The 16223-nt window shown below is 71.7% G+C and carries 13 protein-coding genes; 6 read left to right on the forward strand and 7 right to left on the reverse strand.

Annotation, left to right across the window (positions count from 1 at the left end; translation table 11 throughout):
• Positions 1 to 17: 17 nt before the first annotated feature.
• The 5 genes from J2847_RS16675 to crtI are packed head-to-tail and all read right to left on the reverse strand — an operon-like array spanning position 18 to position 5702.
• The gene (locus J2847_RS16675; RefSeq protein ID WP_209780040.1) at positions 18 to 500 is read right to left on the reverse strand and encodes a sulfotransferase; all 483 of its coding nucleotides are present in this window, start codon (positions 498 to 500) and stop codon (positions 18 to 20) included.
• On the reverse strand, positions 497 to 1657 hold the full coding sequence (locus tag J2847_RS16680; RefSeq protein WP_209780041.1) for a glycosyltransferase family 2 protein: 1161 nt from the start codon (positions 1655 to 1657) through the stop codon (positions 497 to 499). The genes J2847_RS16675 and J2847_RS16680 overlap by 4 nt, the downstream gene beginning before the upstream one ends.
• Positions 1654 to 2511 carry a lysophospholipid acyltransferase family protein gene (locus J2847_RS16685; RefSeq protein ID WP_209780042.1) on the reverse strand — a complete coding sequence of 286 codons (858 nt, stop codon included), beginning with the start codon at positions 2509 to 2511 and terminating at the stop codon, positions 1654 to 1656. The genes J2847_RS16680 and J2847_RS16685 overlap by 4 nt, the downstream gene beginning before the upstream one ends.
• Before the next feature lie 14 nt (positions 2512 to 2525).
• A complete protein-coding gene (locus tag J2847_RS16690) occupies positions 2526 to 4070 on the reverse strand; it encodes a phytoene desaturase family protein (protein ID WP_209780043.1) in 1545 nt (514 codons plus the stop codon).
• 24 nt (positions 4071 to 4094) lie between these two features.
• Positions 4095 to 5702 carry a phytoene desaturase family protein gene (crtI, locus tag J2847_RS16695; RefSeq protein WP_325169429.1) on the reverse strand — a complete coding sequence of 536 codons (1608 nt, stop codon included), beginning with the start codon at positions 5700 to 5702 and terminating at the stop codon, positions 4095 to 4097.
• A gap of 9 nt (positions 5703 to 5711) precedes the next feature.
• On the opposite strand from crtI, the gene J2847_RS16700 reads away from it, so the two are divergent.
• From J2847_RS16700 to J2847_RS16710, 3 genes are all read left to right on the forward strand, one after another.
• A complete protein-coding gene (locus tag J2847_RS16700; protein WP_233474578.1) occupies positions 5712 to 7184 on the forward strand; it encodes an aldehyde dehydrogenase family protein in 1473 nt (490 codons plus the stop codon).
• Positions 7185 to 7197: 13 nt separating this feature from the next.
• Positions 7198 to 7692 carry a DUF4126 family protein gene (locus J2847_RS16705; protein ID WP_209780046.1) on the forward strand — a complete coding sequence of 165 codons (495 nt, stop codon included), beginning with the start codon at positions 7198 to 7200 and terminating at the stop codon, positions 7690 to 7692.
• Positions 7693 to 7777: 85 nt separating this feature from the next.
• Positions 7778 to 8446: a GntR family transcriptional regulator gene (locus tag J2847_RS16710; protein ID WP_209780047.1), complete on the forward strand. Its 669-nt coding sequence runs from the start codon at positions 7778 to 7780 to the stop codon at positions 8444 to 8446.
• Between the two features lie 51 nt (positions 8447 to 8497).
• Here J2847_RS16710 and J2847_RS16715 read toward each other — a convergent pair whose 3' ends face one another.
• Together J2847_RS16715 and J2847_RS16720 are read right to left on the reverse strand one after the other, a co-directional pair.
• Entirely contained in the window at positions 8498 to 9511 is a 1014-nt protein-coding gene (locus J2847_RS16715) for a 4-hydroxyproline epimerase (RefSeq protein WP_209780048.1), read from the reverse strand.
• 102 nt (positions 9512 to 9613) lie between these two features.
• Complete coding sequence (locus J2847_RS16720; RefSeq protein WP_209780049.1) at positions 9614 to 10558, reverse strand: dihydrodipicolinate synthase family protein; 945 nt, start codon at positions 10556 to 10558, stop codon at positions 9614 to 9616.
• A gap of 271 nt (positions 10559 to 10829) precedes the next feature.
• Between J2847_RS16720 and J2847_RS16725 the strand changes: the two genes are divergently transcribed.
• The 3 genes from J2847_RS16725 to J2847_RS16735 all read left to right on the forward strand — a co-directional run bounded on the left by J2847_RS16725 (position 10830) and on the right by J2847_RS16735 (position 16179).
• On the forward strand, positions 10830 to 12068 hold the full coding sequence (locus tag J2847_RS16725) for an NAD(P)/FAD-dependent oxidoreductase (RefSeq protein ID WP_209780050.1): 1239 nt from the start codon (positions 10830 to 10832) through the stop codon (positions 12066 to 12068).
• Between the two features lie 516 nt (positions 12069 to 12584).
• Complete coding sequence (locus tag J2847_RS16730; protein ID WP_209780051.1) at positions 12585 to 14735, forward strand: type I secretion system permease/ATPase; 2151 nt, start codon at positions 12585 to 12587, stop codon at positions 14733 to 14735.
• Positions 14722 to 16179 (forward strand): HlyD family type I secretion periplasmic adaptor subunit, encoded by a 1458-nt coding sequence (locus tag J2847_RS16735; RefSeq protein WP_209780052.1) that lies wholly within the window; start codon positions 14722 to 14724, stop codon positions 16177 to 16179. Before J2847_RS16730 ends, J2847_RS16735 begins: the two co-directional genes overlap by 14 nt.
• The last annotated feature ends 44 nt before the right edge of the window (positions 16180 to 16223 follow it).

Consider the following 16223-nt stretch of genomic DNA (forward strand, 5'->3'; position numbering starts at 1 on the left):
ATCCCAGCGGCAGCCGGTCATAGATGTGACGAAGGGTCGCCAGCGGGTCGGCGGCAAGGCGATCGTAACGGATCTCCACCAACCGGCCGGGGGGCAGCAGCGGCGAAGCGCGGTCGAAGCGCTCCAGGATCGCGGGGTAGAACCCCCAGGAACCCCCAGGGCAGCCCGACCGCCAGCGGGTCGGGGGCGGCAAGGCGGGGATCCTGCACCAGCAGGTTCAGGAGATGCGTCGTGCCGCTGCGCCAGTGCCCCAGGATGAACAGCGGCGGGGCGGCGGGGGATTGTCCGATCAGGCGCTCCACCCGTCGCCGCTCCAGGGCGTCGAAGGGTGCGCGGACGGCCGCCGCTCCCAGCGCCGTCGCCACCCGGTGGAGGTGGAGCGGCCCCACCCCGCCGCCGTCGCGCAGCACGGTCGCCAGGGTGGCGGCGTCGGCCCCGGCCAGCGGGTGGAAGATGCGGTGGGCGTTCCGGCGCAGCCAGGAGGGCATGGAGGGAGTCACGGGGCGCTCCCTCCGGGATCGGCCGGGTAGGCCCGTCCCCGCCATTGCGCCGGGCGGCCCCGGCGTGCGCGCAGCAGCGCGGCCCATTGGATCGCCAGCAGGACCAGGATTCCCACCGGGTGCAGCAGGGCGCCGAGGAGACTCTGGCGGAAGCGGATGGCCAGCAGCAGACGGAACAGCAGCCCCGCCGCAGCGGCCAGCGCCGCCAGGACCACCGCGACACCCGGCAACGGAGCCAGCGCCGCCCAGCCCAGCAGCAGCCAGGGCAGGACATGGCCGCCGAACAGCAGCAGGGTCCAGACCGGCAGGGCGGCCGGGGTCGCCATCCCCTCCGTCGCGTTCTTGGAGAAGCCGGACCAGACCTCCCGCCAGCCGCGGTACATCCGGCAGCGGGCAAGGCCCGTGGCGTCGAACAGGTCGGTCCCCAGCCCGGCCCGGCGGAAGGCGCGCGGCAGCGTCACCCCGTCGTGCAGGGAGGCCGCGATCGCCGCATGGCCGCCGGCCTGCTCGTAGGCCTCCCGCCGGACCGCGATCAACTGGCCGCAGGCCGCGCCGAAGCGCGGGTCGGGCGAGCGCCGCATCATTCCCATCGGCAGGTAGCCCAGCAGCAGCACATGGATCAGCGGGATCACCAGCGCCTCCGCCAGGGTGCCGGTCTCCTCCCGCGGGAAGCCGCTGACCAGACCCGCCGGTCCCGCCAGCAGCGCGCCGCAGGCCAGCCGGGCGGCGTCCGGGGCCAGCCGCACGTCGGCGTCCTGGAACAGCAGCAGCGGATGGCGCGCCAGCCCGGCGAGAGTCCGGCAGGCGTGCTGCTTGCCCGACCAGCCCGGAGGCAGCGGCGGGGCCGTCTCCAGCCGCAGGCGGGAGGCGTTGCCGGGGTGGGCGGCCAGCGCGCGGACGATCTCCGCCGTGCGGTCGGAGGACTGGTCGTCGAGCACCACCACCTCCACCGTCACCCCCTGGCTGGCGAGCGCCGCCTGCACCGAGGCGGCGATGGTGGCCTCCTCGTTGCGGGCGGGGATCAGGATGCTGACGGCGGTGCCCGGCGGCGGCTCGGTTTCCGGGCGGCGGTAGAGGCGCAGGTTCGCGATTCCCAGCCCCAGCGGAAGCAGGGCCAGCGCCAGCGCCAGCGCGGCCAGCGGCGTGACGGCGCTCATGGCCGGCGCGCCTCGCCGCCGTCCGACACGTCGCCATGGGCGGGGGAGAAGCGCCGCCCGCCGGCCCAGGCACATGCCCGGCGCCACAGGTCGTAGACGCCCCCCACACCCGCCGTCCCGTCGATCAGCGTCAGGAAGCGTTCCGGGTCGCGGCTTTGCGCGTCCAGCGCCAGCGCGTCCATCGTCGCCTCCAGCCGGCGTTCCAGCGCGGCGGCGATCGCGGCCACCGGCTGGGCGGCGAAGGAGGACGCCTCGATGGGCTCGCCGAAGCGGGCCAGCGCCTCCGGCGTGCTTTCATTCCAGAAGGGGTATTCCAGGGCCAGCGGCACCAGCAGCGCCGAGGGCGCGCGGCGGACCAGATGGGCGATGCCCGGCCGCAGGCGGACCGGGCGGTGGCGCGGGTCGGTGAAGGCGCCCTCCGCCGTGATCCACAGCATGGCGCGCGGGTCGGCCAGGATGCGCGCGCCGTTGCGCAGGAAGGCGGCGGCGCCGGCCCGGCCCGGCCCGATCCCGAACAGGCCGATGCGGGCCATGAAGCGGTAGCGGCGCAGCATCGCCGCGTCGATCGGGCCGTAGCCCGGCCGCTCGCGGTAACGGCTGGTCCCCATCACGATCAGCAGGGCGGGATCCCACCAGGACGGGTGGTTCAGCCAGACGATGACCGGCCGGTCGGGCGGCAGGTCCGGCCAGCCCGGAAGCGCCAGCCGCACCGCGTGGAAGTCGCGCCGCATCCGCCGCGCCATTATGGCGCCGAAGAAGCGGCAGAGCGCCGGCGAGCGCAGGGCGACCGGATCGCCGCCGTCCTGCCAGCCGCCGTTCCGCCAGCCGCCGTCCTGCCCGCCGCTGGGCCGCATGGCTCGGCCGCCCGTCAGGCGACGGCGCGCAGGTCGCCGCCGCGCGCCTCGCCTCCCCGCTGGTCGCGGTCCAGGCTGTCGGCGGCGATCCAGCCCGACATCAGCACCATCGGCATGCCCGGCCCCGGATGGGCGGCGCCGCCGGCCAGATACAGCCCCTCCACGTCGCGCGAGCGGTTGCCCGGCTTGAAGGCGCCCAGGAAGCGGCCGTGGCTGGCTAGCCCGTAGATGGCGCCGTTCAGCACGCGGTAGCGGTCGTGGATGTCCTGCGGGGTCAGGACCCGCTCGACCCGGATGCGGTCCTCCAGATCGGCCAGCCCGGCGGTGCGCTTCAGCTTGTCGAACACGACGCGGCGGTAGTCCGGCAGCATCCGCGCCCAGTCGTGGTGCGGGCGCAGATAGGGGGTGTGGACCAGCACATAGAGCGCCTCGCCCCCCGGCGGCGCCACGCCGGGTTCGGTGCGGGCCGGGGCGGCGATGTAGCAGGTCGGGTCGGGCGCCGGTTCGCCACGGCGGTAGATCCAGTCGAACTCCTCCTTCGGGTCGCGGGAGAAGACGAAGTCGTGATGCAGCAGATGGTCGTAGCCGCGATCGAGCCCCAGATAGAAGACCACCCCCGAACAGGCGGCCTCGTAGCTCCGGCGCTTGCGGAAGCGCTTGGCCGGCGCGCCGCCGACCAGCTCGTCGTAGGTGCGGACGGAGTCCATGTTGGACACCACCGCCGAGACCGGAATGCGCTCCCCGTCCTCGGTTTCCACGGCGGTGGCGCGCCCGTCCGTCACCTCCAGCCGGCGCACGCCGGTGCCGGTGCGGATCTCGACGCCGAGGCGCCGCGCCACCCGTTCCAGCGCCAGCGGCACGGCGCGGGTGCCGCCCATCGGGTACCAGACGCCGTCGTTGGTCTGCATGTGCGCGATGGCGCAGAGCACCGCCGGGGAGCCGTAGGGCGAGGAGCCGACATACTGGGTGAAATGGTCCAGCATCTGGGCGGCGCGCGCGTCGGGAACATGGCCGCGGATGGTGCCGGCCACCGTGCTGCCCATGCGCAGCGCCAGCACGTCCGACAGGGTGCGGGCGTTCAGGCTGCTGCGCATGTCCAGCGTGTCGCCCAGATCCTCCACCGACTTCCAGAAGAAGAAGCGCTCGGAGATGCCGTGCAGCCGTTCCGACAGGGCCTGGAAGCGGCGGTAGCCCTCGCCGGCCCCCCGGCCGGGCGACAGCCGGTCCAGATCCGCCACCATGGTGGCGAGGTTCTCCGACAGGTCCAGCACCGTGCCGTCGTCGAAGAAGCAGCGCCATTGCGGCTCCAGCCGGACCATCTCCAGCTCGCGGTCCAGGTCGCAGCCGGCTTCCGCCAGGATGCGGCGCAGGACACGCGGCACCGTCAGGATGGTCGGCCCCATGTCGAAGCGGAAGCCGTCCTCCTCCAGCACCGCCGCCTTGCCGCCGACCCAGCCGTTCTTCTCCAGCAGGACCACCGCGTGGCCGCGCGCCGCCAGCACCACCGCCGCCGCCAGCCCGCCCAGCCCCCCGCCGATCACCGCGATCCGGCCCGTCATGCCGATCTCCTCATGCCGATCCCCTCATGCCAATCCCCCGGCGACCGCCCGCTTCGGCGGGCCGGACACGTCCATGGTCTCGTTGCGCCAGGGCGTCGGCAGGCCCAGCTCCTGGGCCAGCAGCCGCGCCGTGATGCGCGCGCCCTCGAAGATCACCGGCAGGCCGCTGCCGGGGTGGGTGCCGCCGCCCACCAGATAGACGCCGTCCAGATCCTCGAAGCGGTTGCGCGGGCGGCGGTGGAGCATCTGGTCCAGGCTGTGCGCCAGGTTGAAGGTGGCGCCGCGATGCACCGCGAACCGGCTTTCCCAATCGGCGGGCGTCACCACGCGCTCCACCTTGATGCGGCGCTCCAGATCGCCCAGCCCGAAACCGGCCAGCCGGTCGAGCACGAGGCGGCGGTAGCGCGGCGCCTCCGTCCGCCAGTCGATGTGGCCGCGCTGGTGGCCGACCGGAACCAGGACGTAGAGGGTGCTGCCGCCGGGTGGGGCCAGCGATGGGTCGGTGACGCAGGCGTTCTGGACATAGACCGAGGGGCGTTGCGGCAGATCGCGGCCCTCCTCGATCTCCGCGAGGTTGCGGGCGTAATCCTCGGCCAGATAGACGGTGTGGTGGTCCATCCCGTCCATCCTGCCCTCGATGCCCAGATAGAGCATGAAGGTGGAGCAGGAGAATTTCTTCGTCGCGATGCGGGCGTCGCTCCAGCGCCGCCGCAGGTCGTCGGGCACCAGAGTCGTCATCGCGCGGGCGAAGTCGGCGTTGATGACCAGCGCGTCGGCCGGATACTCGCCGGTCTCCGTCCGTACCCCGACCGCGCGGCGCCCCTGGAAGCGGATGTGGCGCACCGCCTCGTTCAGGCGCACGGTGACGCCCATGCCCTCCGCCACCCGCCGCATCGCCTCCATCACCGCCTCCGTGCCGCCGCGCGGGTGGAAGACGCCGTGCTCGTGCTCCAGGAAGGACAGGATGGTGAACAGGCTCGGGCAGCGGAAGGGCGACATCCCCAGATACTTGCTCTGGAACGAGAAGGCGAGGCGGACGCGCGGATCCTGGAAATAGCGGGACAGCTCCCGGTCCACCGACCGGTGCGGCGCCAGCTTGCCCAGCGCCCTCAGCATCGGCAGCGACGCCAGCGCCCACGGGCTGGAGAAGTCGGATTCCAGCACCGGGCGGAAACGCTCCATCTTCGCCCGGTTGTCGGCCAGGAAGCGCGGCAGCCCCCCGGCGTCGCGCGGGCTGAGCCGCGCGATCTCGGCCGTCAGCGCCGCCTTCTGGGCGTGCATCCGCAGTTCCCCGCCGGCCTCGAACACCAGCCGGTAGAGCGGGTCGAGCCGGATCAGATCGACCTCCTCCGACAGGCGCCGTCCGCAGGCGTCGAAGATCTCCTCCAGGATGCGGGGATACAGAAAGAAGGTCGGGCCGCTGTCGAAGCGGTGGCCGTCGAGCGTGAAGCCGGCCGACCGGCCGCCGACGCGGTCCTGCCGTTCCAGGACCGTCACCTTCGCCCCGGTAAGCGCCAGAAGCATGGCGGACGCCAATCCGCCCGGCCCGGCGCCAATGATCACGACTTGCCGTTCCATCCGCTTGTCAAACGCTCCCCAATTGCCGACTTGTGTCGTGGCGGTCACGAACATGGAGCGGAAATGGATCTCAGCAACAACCCCACCTCTCCAGACGTAATCCCTTGGAAAAACGGAGCCGGCGATCCATTTTCCTCTGTGCGCGCGGCATGGTCCGGTTGCAGCGCAACCGAAAGACTTTCCATCATCCGCAAAATCCGCCACAGGATTGCGGCGGACGCCGAAGACCTTGTGCGGGCGTTGGCGACGCGCTCCGGACGACGCGCGGCCGAGAGCCTGAGCGCGGAGATCCTGCCGCTGGCCGAAGCCTGCCGCTTCCTGGAGCGCGAGGCCGTCCGGCTGCTGGCGCCGCGGCGGCTGGGGCGGCGCGGCCGCCCGGTCTGGCTGTTCGGGGTCGCGGCGGAGGTGCGGCGCGAGCCGTTCGGCACGATCCTGATCGTCGGCCCGTCCAATTACCCGCTGCTGCTGCCGGGAGTGCAGGCGTTGCAGGCGCTGGCCGCCGGCAACGCGGTGCTGGTCAAGCCGGCGCCCGGCTGCTCCGCGCCGATGGACCGGCTGGCGGGCTGGCTGGCGGAGGCCGGGCTTCCGGCCGGGCTGTTCCGGGTTCTGGACGAATCCCCCGACGCGGTGACGGACGCCGTCGCCGCCGGCATCGACAAGCTGGTGCTGACCGGATCGGCCGCCACCGGCCGGGCGGTGGCCGAACGGCTCGCGGATGCCCTGGTGCCGTCCACGATGGAGCTGTCGGGGAACGACCCGGTGTTCGTGCTGCCGGGCGCCGATGCCGGTTTGGTCGCCCGCGCGCTCGCCTTCGGCCTGCGGTTCAACGGCTCCGCCACCTGCATCGCGCCACGGCGGGTCTTCGTGCCGCGGGAGATGGCGGCGGGGCTGGAGGAGGCGCTGCGGGGTCCCGTGGCGGCGATTCCGCCGACGGCCGTGCCTGCGGCGGCGCGGCGCCGGCTGGGCGGGCTGGCGCGGGCGGCGGTGGCGGACGGCGCCCGCCCGCTCGGCCCCCTGCCCGGCGAGGCGGACCCGACGATGCCGCCGCTGATCCTGGCCGACGCGCGGCCGGACATGGCGCTGCTGCGCGAGGAGCTGTTCGCGCCCGTCCTGTCGCTGGTGCCCGTGCGCGACCTGGACGAGGCGCTGGATGCCGCCGCGCGGAGCCCCCACGCGCTCGGCGCCTCGGTCTTCGGGCCGGAGGGCGCGGCCCGCGCGCTGGCCGGGCGGCTGAACGCCGGAACGGTGACGGTCAACGACCTGATCGTGCCGACCGCCGACCCGCGCCTCCCCTTCGGCGGACGCCGCGCCAGCGGCTGGGGCGTCACGCGCGGGGCCGAGGGGCTGCTGGAGATGACGCGGGTGAAGACCGTCTCGGTGCGGCGCGGCCGGAGCCACCCGCATTTCGACCCGCCGCGCGACGGCGACGCGGCGCTGATGCTGGCGGCGCTGCGTCTGCTCCATGGTGGGGGCGGCGCCCGCCTCGGCGCGCTTTGGCGGCTGTTCCAGGCCCTGCGCGGACGCCGGGACGATTGATGCGGAGACCGCCATGACGACCGTTCTGCCCCTCGCCGTCCTGCCCCTCGCTGTTCTGATCGGCGCCGTCGCCGGCTCGCGCGCCCTGATCGCACCGGCGGCCGTCGCCTGGGCCGCCTATGGCGGCTGGCTCGACCTGTCGGAAGGCTGGCTGTTCTTCCTCGGCCACCCGGCCTCGCCATGGGTCTTCACCGCGATGGCGGCGATGGAGCTCGTCGTCGACAAGCTGCCGGCCACCCCCAGCCGCAAGCGGCCCTTCCCTTTCGCCAGCCGTGTCGTGTGGGGCGCCATCGCCGGGGCCGCCATCGGGGCCAACGCGGGCGGGCCGAACGCGGGCCTTTGGCTCGCCGGCCTGACCGCGGGCGGGCTCGGCGCCGTCGCCGGCACGCTCCTGGGGTACGCGGCGCGACGGCGCATGGCCACCGCTTTCGGTCAAGACCGCCCGGCGGCGCTGCTGGAGGACATGGCGGCGCTGGCCGTCGCCCTGTTCGTCGTCGCCGTGGCGTGAGGCGCGGTTGCCGCCACGGTCGTCGAATTTATCCAATCAGCACTGTATGGCAATCCATGGGCTTCCCGGCTAAATCTTCGGCATCATGAACAAGACGCTGCAACATCGCACCCTTTCATCGGCCATCGCCGACCAGATGCGCCAGGCGATTCTGAACGGCACCCACCCGGCCGGCACGCAGCTCCGGCAGGACGCGCTGGCCGAGGCCTACGGGACCAGCCGGATTCCCGTCCGCGAGGCGCTGTTCCAGCTGGAGGCGGAAGGGCTGGTGCGCATCGTCCCGCACAAGGGCGCCATCGTCTCCGAGCTGTCGCTCGACGAGATCAACGACGTCTTCGACCTGCGCCGCATCCTGGAGCCGCGGATGCTCGCCCAATCCATCCCGGCCTTCGAAGCGGAGGATTTCGCGGCGGTGGGCACGGTCCACGCGCGGTTCGAGGCGGCCATCGCCAGCCACGACGTCAGCCATTGGGGCGCCCTCAACGCCGAGTTCCATCTGGCGCTCTACGCCAGGGCGCGGCAGCCGCGCACGCTGGCCATCGTGACCTCCCTGCTGCAAACGAGCGACCGCTACACGCGTGTCCAACTCAGCACGACCACCTCCATGGGACGCGCCGAGCGGGAGCATGCGGACCTGATCGCCCTGTGCCGGCGGGGCGACATCGACGCGGCCTGCCGCTTTCTGTGCGACCACATCGAAACCGTCCGTGGCGACCTTCTGACGGTGATCGGGGGCCTCCGGGCGGAAAGGTGAGCGGAGCCGCGAGGGAGCGGGCTTCCGGCCCTCCCTCGTCCGGCACCGCCGTCAATTCGCGTCGGCGACCTGGAAACCCGCGTGGAAGGGATCGCGGTCGTCCACGAAGATGGTGTTGAAACCGGTGGTGCGCGCCCAGCCGCGAATCGACGGGATGATGGCGGGACGGCCGCCGACCTCGGTCTCCGCCTCGACGCGGCCGGTGAAGGTCGAGCCGATGATGCTCTCGTGCACGAACTCGCGCCCGACCGGCAGGCGGCCGGTGGCGTGCAACTGCGCCATCCGCGCCGAGGTGCCGGTGCCGCAGGGCGAGCGGTCGATCGCCTTGTCGCCGTAGAAGACGGCGTTGCGGGCGGAGCCCTGCGGAGTCTGCGGGCGGCCTGTCCACATCACATGGGTCAGCCGGTCGAGCGCCGGGTTGGCCGGGTGGACGATGCGGTGCCGCGCGTTGAAGGCGGCGCGCAGGCGTGGGCTGAGGCGCAGCAGGTCGGACGGCTGAAGCTCCGACAGGTCGCCGTAGCCGTCCTGCGGCTCGACGATGGCGTAGAAGTTGCCGCCGAAGGCGACGTCGACGCTGAGCGTCCCGAACCCCTCGACCTCGACCTCGTAGCCACGCCCGAGCAGGAAGGAGGGGACGTTGGTCAGCGTCACGCTCTCCACGCAAGGGCCGTCGGCGACGTAGCGGGCCTCGACGACGCCGGCCGGCGTGTCGAGACGCAGCAGCCCCGGCTCGCGTGGGGTGACCAGCCCATGCTCCAGCGCCATGGTGATCGTGCCAATGGTGCCATGGCCGCACATCGGCAGGCAGCCGGACGTCTCGATGAACAGGATGGCGACGTCGCAATCCTCCCGCGTCGGCGGGTAGAGGATCGAGCCGGACATCATGTCGTGGCCGCGCGGTTCGAACATCAGGCTTTTCCGGATCCAGTCGTGCTCGGCCAGGAAATGCTGGCGCCGCTCGAACATGGTGGCGCCGCGCAGCGTTGGAATCGACCCGCCGGTGACGAGGCGGACCGGGTTGCCGCAGGTGTGACCGTCGATGCAGAAGAAGCTGTGACGCGCCATGGGCGTGACCTCGCATGCAGGATGGCGAAAGACGACGGGCGGCTCCGTCCGACCGCGCGGACCGGCCGCCCGCCTCGAATCCTCATGGGCAGGGTGCCCGGATCAGGCGGATCTGGCCAGCGCGTCCGGAGCCAGCCCGACATCGGGGAGCGCCGGACGGGTCGCCAACGCCTTTTGCATCAGCCCTTCCACCGCGGCCTTCTCCTGGGGCAGCAGCTCCAGCCGCGGCGGGCGGGTGCGCCAGGTGCCGCGGCCCATGATGTGCTCGCACAGTTTGATGCACTGGACGAGATCCGGGCGGGCGTCGAGATGGAGCAGCGGCATGAACCATTCGTAGAGCGCCATCGCCTCGGCGAAGCGGCCGGCCTTGGCCAGCCGGAACAGCGTCTCGCCCTCGCGCGGGAAGGCGTTGGACATGCCCGACACCCAGCCGGCGGCGCCCATGGCGACGCTCTCGACGATCACGTCGTCGAGGCCGGCGAACAGGACGAAGCGGTCGCCCACCATGTTGCGCGTGTCGATGAAGCGCCGCGTGTCGCCCGAGGAATCCTTGAAGCAGACCACCGTGTCGCAATCGGCCAGCGAGGCCAGGATGTCGGGGGTGACGTCGTTCTTGTAGACCGGCGGGTTGTTGTAGACCATCACCGGCAGGTCGGTGGCCTTGGACACCGTGCGGAAATGGGCTGCCGTCTCGTGCGGCTTGGAGGAATAGACCAGCGCCGGCATGATCATCAGCCCGTCGATGCCGACCCGCGCCGCCTCCCTGGCGGTGTCCGCCGCGAAGGCGGTGGTGAATTCGGCGATGCCGCAGATCACCGGAACGCGGCCGGCGGCGGTCGCCTTGGCCGCCTCCATGACGGCGACCTTCTCGGCGCGGGTCAGCGAGGTGTTCTCACCCACCGTGCCGCAGACGATCAGGCCGGACACGCCGTCGCGGACCAGGGCGTCGATCACCTTGGCGGTGGCGTCGACGTCGAGCGACAGGTCCTCGCGGAACTGGGTGGTCACGGCCGGGAAGACGCCTTCCCAGGAAATGCGGGCGGTCATGGAGACACTCCGGAAAATGCGGGGCGGAACGGGTGCTCCGCCGCCCCCTGGATGAGGACGGGGCGTTGAGGGGTGGAGGAAACGTCGACGATCGGAGCGCGGCGCCGGCCTTGTGCGGTCCGGACGGAGCCATTTTGAGGGCTCGCCAAATTATATATTTTATACAATCTGGCGATCAAGCCTATACTGCGCATGGGCAGCCTTGCGATGCTGCCGGATTTCCGGCCCATGCCGGGATGGCGGGCTCATCGGCTGGAAGGATCCGGACGGCATGCGCATTGCGGTGGTTGGGGCGGGCATCGTCGGCGTGGCGATTGCGCACGCTCTGCTCGACGAGGGGCACGGTGTGGAGCTGTTCGACCGCGAGGGGCCGGCGGCCGGCGCATCGGCCGGCAACGCTGGCTGGATCGCCCATATGGACATTCTGCCGCTGGCCTCGCCCAAGGCATGGGCGCACATGCCGCGCTGGATTCTCGACCCGCTCGGCCCCCTGTCGATCGCGCCCCGTCATCTGCCGGCGCTGGCGCCCTGGCTCCTGCGTTTCGTCGCGGCCAGCCGGCCCGGCCGCATCGCCGCCGGCTCGCGCGCCATCCACGCGCTGAACGCCTCCTCCCTGCCTGCCTGGGAGAGGAGGCTGGCGGCGTTGGGCCTCGACGGGCATCTGCGCCGCCGTGGCATCCTGTCGGTGTGGACGGACGCCGCCGGCTTCGCGGCGTCGGCGGCCTTGCACGCCCGCCAGGCGGTTCTGGGCATCCCGGTGGAAAGGCTGGATCCGGCGGCTCTGCGGGGGCTGGAGCCGGCCTTCGGCGCGGAGGTCGCCGGCGGCGCCCTCTACCCGACCGGCGCCCATGTCGGCGACCCGCTCCTGTTCACCGAGGCGTTGGCCGGCGCGGCGCGGGCGCGCGGCGCCCGCGTCACCGTGGCGGCCGTCGAGTGGATGGAAGCGCGGGAGGACGGCGTCGTTCTCCGCCTCGGCGGGGGGCGGACGGCGGCGGCCGACCAGGTCGTGATCGCCTGCGGGGCCTGGGCGAAGCCGCTGGCGGCGGCGGTCGGGGACCGCGTACCGCTGGACACCGAACGGGGCTACAACATCACCGTCCCCACCGGCACGCTGGGCGTGACTCGGCCGGTGATGTACGAGGGGCACGGCTTCGTCACCTCGCCGCTCGACGGCGGCGACCGCATCGGCGGCAGCGTCGAGTTCGCCGGTCTGGACGCCCCGCCCAACTGGGCACGGGTCGATGCCATGCTCGGCCGCCTGCGCCGTGTGCTCCCCGGCCGGCCGGTCGGGGACGGCGCGCGCTGGATGGGCTTCCGCCCTTCCATCCCCGACAGCCTGCCGGTCATCGGCCCGGCAACCGCCGACCGCCGCGTCATCCACGCCTTCGGCCACGGCCATTACGGGCTGACGCAGGCCGCCGCGACCGCCGACATCGTCGCCGCCCTGATCGCCGGCCGCCCGGCGCCGATTGACCCGGCGCCCTATGCTGCCTCACGTTTCCGGCATTAGAGCGCCTAACAGAAGCTTGAGTCGTCTCTCGACTCGTCATCCCCGCCTTCGCGGGGATGACGGTTCCATTGGGCGCCGATGGCGAAAACGGAATTCTGCTAGGCGCTCTTAGCGCCACAACCACGCCAAGCGCGTGAGGTGGACGGCGCGGGTCGCCCCGGTGGCCGGTAGCGGTGGCGCACCTCTCTCGTCAAAGGCTTTTAAGAAGTCATCCAATCATTATAGACACTTAATGAATGAGTCGAATTCGTATTTTTCACTCATATGTGGTGAAAAATCATTGCGCCCCGACATAAGCATCGCTATCATCCGCACGTTGCATTTTCGATGAGAAAATCCTCCGTGAAATATTGATGTGCAGTAAATCGCAGCCCGAAGATTGCTGCGGAATACAGACACCTGCCTTGTTGATAAAAATTTTCCACGGAATCGATCAATTATCGCAAGCGCTTCTGGAACGGAAAAAGTCGAAAAGTAGAAAAAATTGTAGAACCGCACAATTCGAGTGTTTCGATCATGCCGAGGCTGGTGGAAGAGAATTCGGTCCCGGACACCGGCTTGTCCTGCCTGGTGATCCTGCTGCGCCTCCTGGGAAATCCAGCCGATCCGGAACAGATCCTCCACGCGCAGGCGGCGCGCGGCCGGGCGATGGACACGCTGGACATCCTGCGGGCGGCCAAGGGGTTCGGCGTCAAGGCCCGTTCGGTCACCACCAGCTGGGATCGCCTGGCGGCGACGCCGCTTCCCGCCATCGCGAAGCGGCGCGACGGGCGTTTCTTCATCATCGCGAAGGTGGACGGCGACCGGGTCCTGATCCAGGACCCGCTGGAACAGCGTCCGCTGACCCTGCCGCGCGCCGTCGTCGAGCCGGTCTGGTCGGGCGAACTCCTGCTGATGACGCGCCGCGCCAGCCTCGATCTGGCCCAGGTGAGGTTCGGCATCGGCTGGTTCGTGCCGGCCCTGTTCAAGTACCGCCGCCCGTTCGCGGAGGTGCTGCTCGCCTCCTTCGTGCTGCAACTGTTCGCGCTGGTCAGCCCGCTGTTCTTCCAGGTGGTCGTCGACAAGGTGCTGGCGCACCGGGGCCTGACCACGCTCGACATCCTCATCATCGGGCTCGTCGTGGTCTCGCTGTTCGAGACGGTGCTGGGGGGCCTGCGCACCTACATCTTCTCCCACACCACAAGCCGGGTCGACGTGACGCTCGGCGTCCGGCTGTTCGACCATCTGCTGGCGCTGCCGCTCTCCTATTTCCAGGCGCGGCGGGTGGGCGACAGCGTGGCGCGGGTGCGCGAGCTGGACCGCATCCGCGATTTCCTGACCGGCTCGGCGCTGACCCTGGTGATGGATCTGTTCTTCACCGTCGTCTTCCTGGCGGTGATGTGGTGGTACAGCCCGACGCTGACCGGCATCGTGCTGGCGTCGCTGCCGGTCTACGCCGCGATCAGCCTGATCGCCACCCCGGTCCTGCGCCGCCGGCTGGAGGCGAAATTCGCGCTGGGCGCCGAGAACCAGGCCTTTCTGGTCGAGAGCATTTCCGGCATCGAGACGCTGAAGGCGATGGCGGTGGAGCCGGAGATGCGCTGCCATTGGGAGGAGCGCTCGGCCGCCTTCGTCGGCGCCGCCTTCCGCGCCGGCAACCTCGGCGCCGTCGCCGGCCAGGGCGTGCAGCTGGTCAGCAAGCTGGCGATGGCGGCCCTGCTGTATTTCGGCGCGCTGGAGGTGATCGACGGCACGCTGACGGTGGGCGCGCTGGTGGCGGTGAACATGCTCGCCGGCCGGGTGTCCGCCCCGGTTTTGCGGCTGGCGCAGCTGTGGAACGACTTCCAGCAGGCGCGCATCTCGGTCGAGCGGCTGGCCGACATCCTCAACACCACCGCCGAGCCGGCCGCCAAGCCGGGCCGCCTGCCGCTGCCGGCCATCCGTGGCGGCATCCGCTTCGACCGGGTGGGCTTCCGCTACCGCCCGGACGCCTCGCCGACCCTGCAATCCATCGACCTGACCATCCAGCCCGGCGAGAGCGTCGGCATCGTCGGTTCCTCGGGTTCGGGCAAGAGCACGCTGACCAAGCTGGTGCAGCGCCTCTACGTGCCGGAATCGGGGCGGGTGCTGGTCGACGACGTCGATCTGGCGCTGGTCGACGTCGCGTGGCTGCGCCGCCAGATCGGCGTCGTCCTCCAGGAGAACGTCCTGTTCAACCGCTCGATCCGCGACAACATCGCGCTGGCCGATCCCGGCATGGCGATGGAGGACATCGTGGCGGCGGCGAGGCTGGCCGGGGCCGACCGCTTCATCCTGGGGCTTCCGGAGGGCTACGACACGGTGATCGGCGAGCGCGGCGCCAGCCTGTCCGGCGGCCAGCGCCAGCGCATCGCCATCGCCCGCGCCCTGGCCACCAACCCCCGCATCCTGATCTTCGACGAGGCGACCAGCGCCCTCGACGTGGAGAGCGAGGCGGCGATCCAGGCCAACATGCGCCGCATCTGCGAGAACCGCACGGTGCTGATCGTCGCCCACCGGCTCTCCACCGTGCGCAACTGCGACCGCATCGTCACGGTGGAGGAAGGGCGGATCGCCGAGCAGGGCACGCACGAGGCCCTGATCCGCCAGGGTGGACGCTACGCGGAGCTGTGGCGGATGCAGATGGGGCCCGAGCATGGCATCGCCTGACGGCGCCGCCGAAGCGGCCCCTCCTGCGGCGGAAGCGCCGTCGCCCCAGCCCGCCCTGCGCGCGGCGCGCCCGCTCCGGCGGCGGCTGGGGCACGAGCTGGAGTTCCTGCCCGCCGCGCTGGAGGCGGTGGAGACCCCGGCGTCGCCGGTGGCCCGCGCGGTCGCGCTGCTGATCGCGCTGTTCGCCTTCATCGCGCTGGGCTGGGCGTGGATCGGCCACATCGACATCACCGCCGTCACCCGCGGGCGCGTCATCCCGAGCGAGCGCAACAAGCTGGTGCAGCCGCTGGAGCCCGGCATCGTCCGCAGCATCCACGTCGTCGAGGGCCAGCGCGTCGAGGAAGGCGCCCGGCTGCTCGAACTGGACCCGACCGACAGCGCCGCCGACGCCGGCCGCGCCGAATGGGAGCTGGAGGTCGCCGAGACCGAGGCGGCCCGCCTGCGCGCCGCCCTGGCCGGGGAGCGGCAGTTCCAGCCGCCGGAGCAGGCCGACGCCGCGCTGGTCGCCCTCCAGCGCTCCATCCTGGTCAACCAGCTCACCGCGCGCGAGGCCAGCCTCTCCGCCATCGACAGCCAGGAACGTCAGCGCCGCGCGGAAAAGGCGGCGCTGGCCGCCGAGAAGGCCCGGCTGGCCGCGACGCTGCCGCTGATCCGCGAGCAGGTGCAGGCCAAGCGCGGCCTCTCGCAGCGCGGCTACAGCCCGCGCTTCGATTTGCTGGAGCTGGAGAAGGAGCTGGCGGAGGTCGAGTTCGGCGGCGTCGCGGCGAGGAACCGCGAGGAGGAGGTCGACGCCGCGCTGAAGGGGCTGGGCGACGAGCGGCGGCGGGTGGTCGCCGAGTTCGAGGGCAAGGCGATGACCGATCTGGCCGACGCCGAGAACCGCATCGCCGCCCTGCGCCAGGAGCTGACCAAGGCGCACCGCCGCCGCGCCCGCCAGGTGATGACGGCGCCGGTCGCCGGCGTGGTCCAGCAGCTCGCGGTCCACACCGTGGGCGGCGTGGTGACCACCGCCGAACCGCTGATGGTGATCGTGCCGGCCAGCCGGACGCTGATCGTCGAGACCCAGGTGGACAACAAGGACATCGGCTTCCTGCGGCCCGGCATGCCGGCGGCGGTCAAGGTCGACGCCTTTCCCTTCACCCGCTACGGGCTGCTGCCGGGCGTGGTGGTGGGGGTGTCCCACGACGTGATCCTGCCGCCCGACGGAGCCGCCGCACGCACCGGCGCCACCGACCCGGCGGCGCCCACCAACCCGGACGGCCCGAAGTTCGCCGCCCGGATCGCCTTGGACCGCGCCGTCATCCGGGGGGAAGACGGCGAGGACATCGCGCTCGCTCCGGGGATGGCGGTGACGGCCGAGATCAAGACCGGCCGCCGCCGCATCCTCGACTACCTGCTGTCGCCGGTGCTCGCCCACGTCCACGACGCCATGCGCGAGCGATGACCGGCACAGGCAAGGCTCCGACCGCCGACCGCCTCGACCCGTTG

This window comes from Azospirillum agricola (assembly GCF_017876095.1).
GTDB lineage: Bacteria > Pseudomonadota > Alphaproteobacteria > Azospirillales > Azospirillaceae > Azospirillum > Azospirillum agricola.

Bases quoted from the DNA above. Each gene is read 5' to 3' on its own strand.
- J2847_RS16680 (WP_209780041.1), bottom strand. From the start codon at position 1,657: ATGAGCGCCGTCACGCCGCTGGCCGCGCTGGCGCTGGCGCTGGCCCTG.
- J2847_RS16685 (WP_209780042.1), bottom strand. From the start codon at position 2,511: ATGCGGCCCAGCGGCGGGCAGGACGGCGGCTGGCGGAACGGCGGCTGG.
- J2847_RS16690 (WP_209780043.1), bottom strand. From the start codon at position 4,070: ATGACGGGCCGGATCGCGGTGATCGGCGGGGGGCTGGGCGGGCTGGCG.
- crtI (WP_325169429.1), bottom strand. From the start codon at position 5,702: ATGTTCGTGACCGCCACGACACAAGTCGGCAATTGGGGAGCGTTTGAC.
- J2847_RS16700 (WP_233474578.1), top strand. From the start codon at position 5,712: ATGGATCTCAGCAACAACCCCACCTCTCCAGACGTAATCCCTTGGAAA.
- J2847_RS16705 (WP_209780046.1), top strand. From the start codon at position 7,198: ATGACGACCGTTCTGCCCCTCGCCGTCCTGCCCCTCGCTGTTCTGATC.
- J2847_RS16710 (WP_209780047.1), top strand. From the start codon at position 7,778: ATGAACAAGACGCTGCAACATCGCACCCTTTCATCGGCCATCGCCGAC.
- J2847_RS16715 (WP_209780048.1), bottom strand. From the start codon at position 9,511: ATGGCGCGTCACAGCTTCTTCTGCATCGACGGTCACACCTGCGGCAAC.
- J2847_RS16720 (WP_209780049.1), bottom strand. From the start codon at position 10,558: ATGACCGCCCGCATTTCCTGGGAAGGCGTCTTCCCGGCCGTGACCACC.
- J2847_RS16725 (WP_209780050.1), top strand. From the start codon at position 10,830: ATGCGCATTGCGGTGGTTGGGGCGGGCATCGTCGGCGTGGCGATTGCG.
- J2847_RS16730 (WP_209780051.1), top strand. From the start codon at position 12,585: ATGCCGAGGCTGGTGGAAGAGAATTCGGTCCCGGACACCGGCTTGTCC.
- J2847_RS16735 (WP_209780052.1), top strand. From the start codon at position 14,722: ATGGCATCGCCTGACGGCGCCGCCGAAGCGGCCCCTCCTGCGGCGGAA.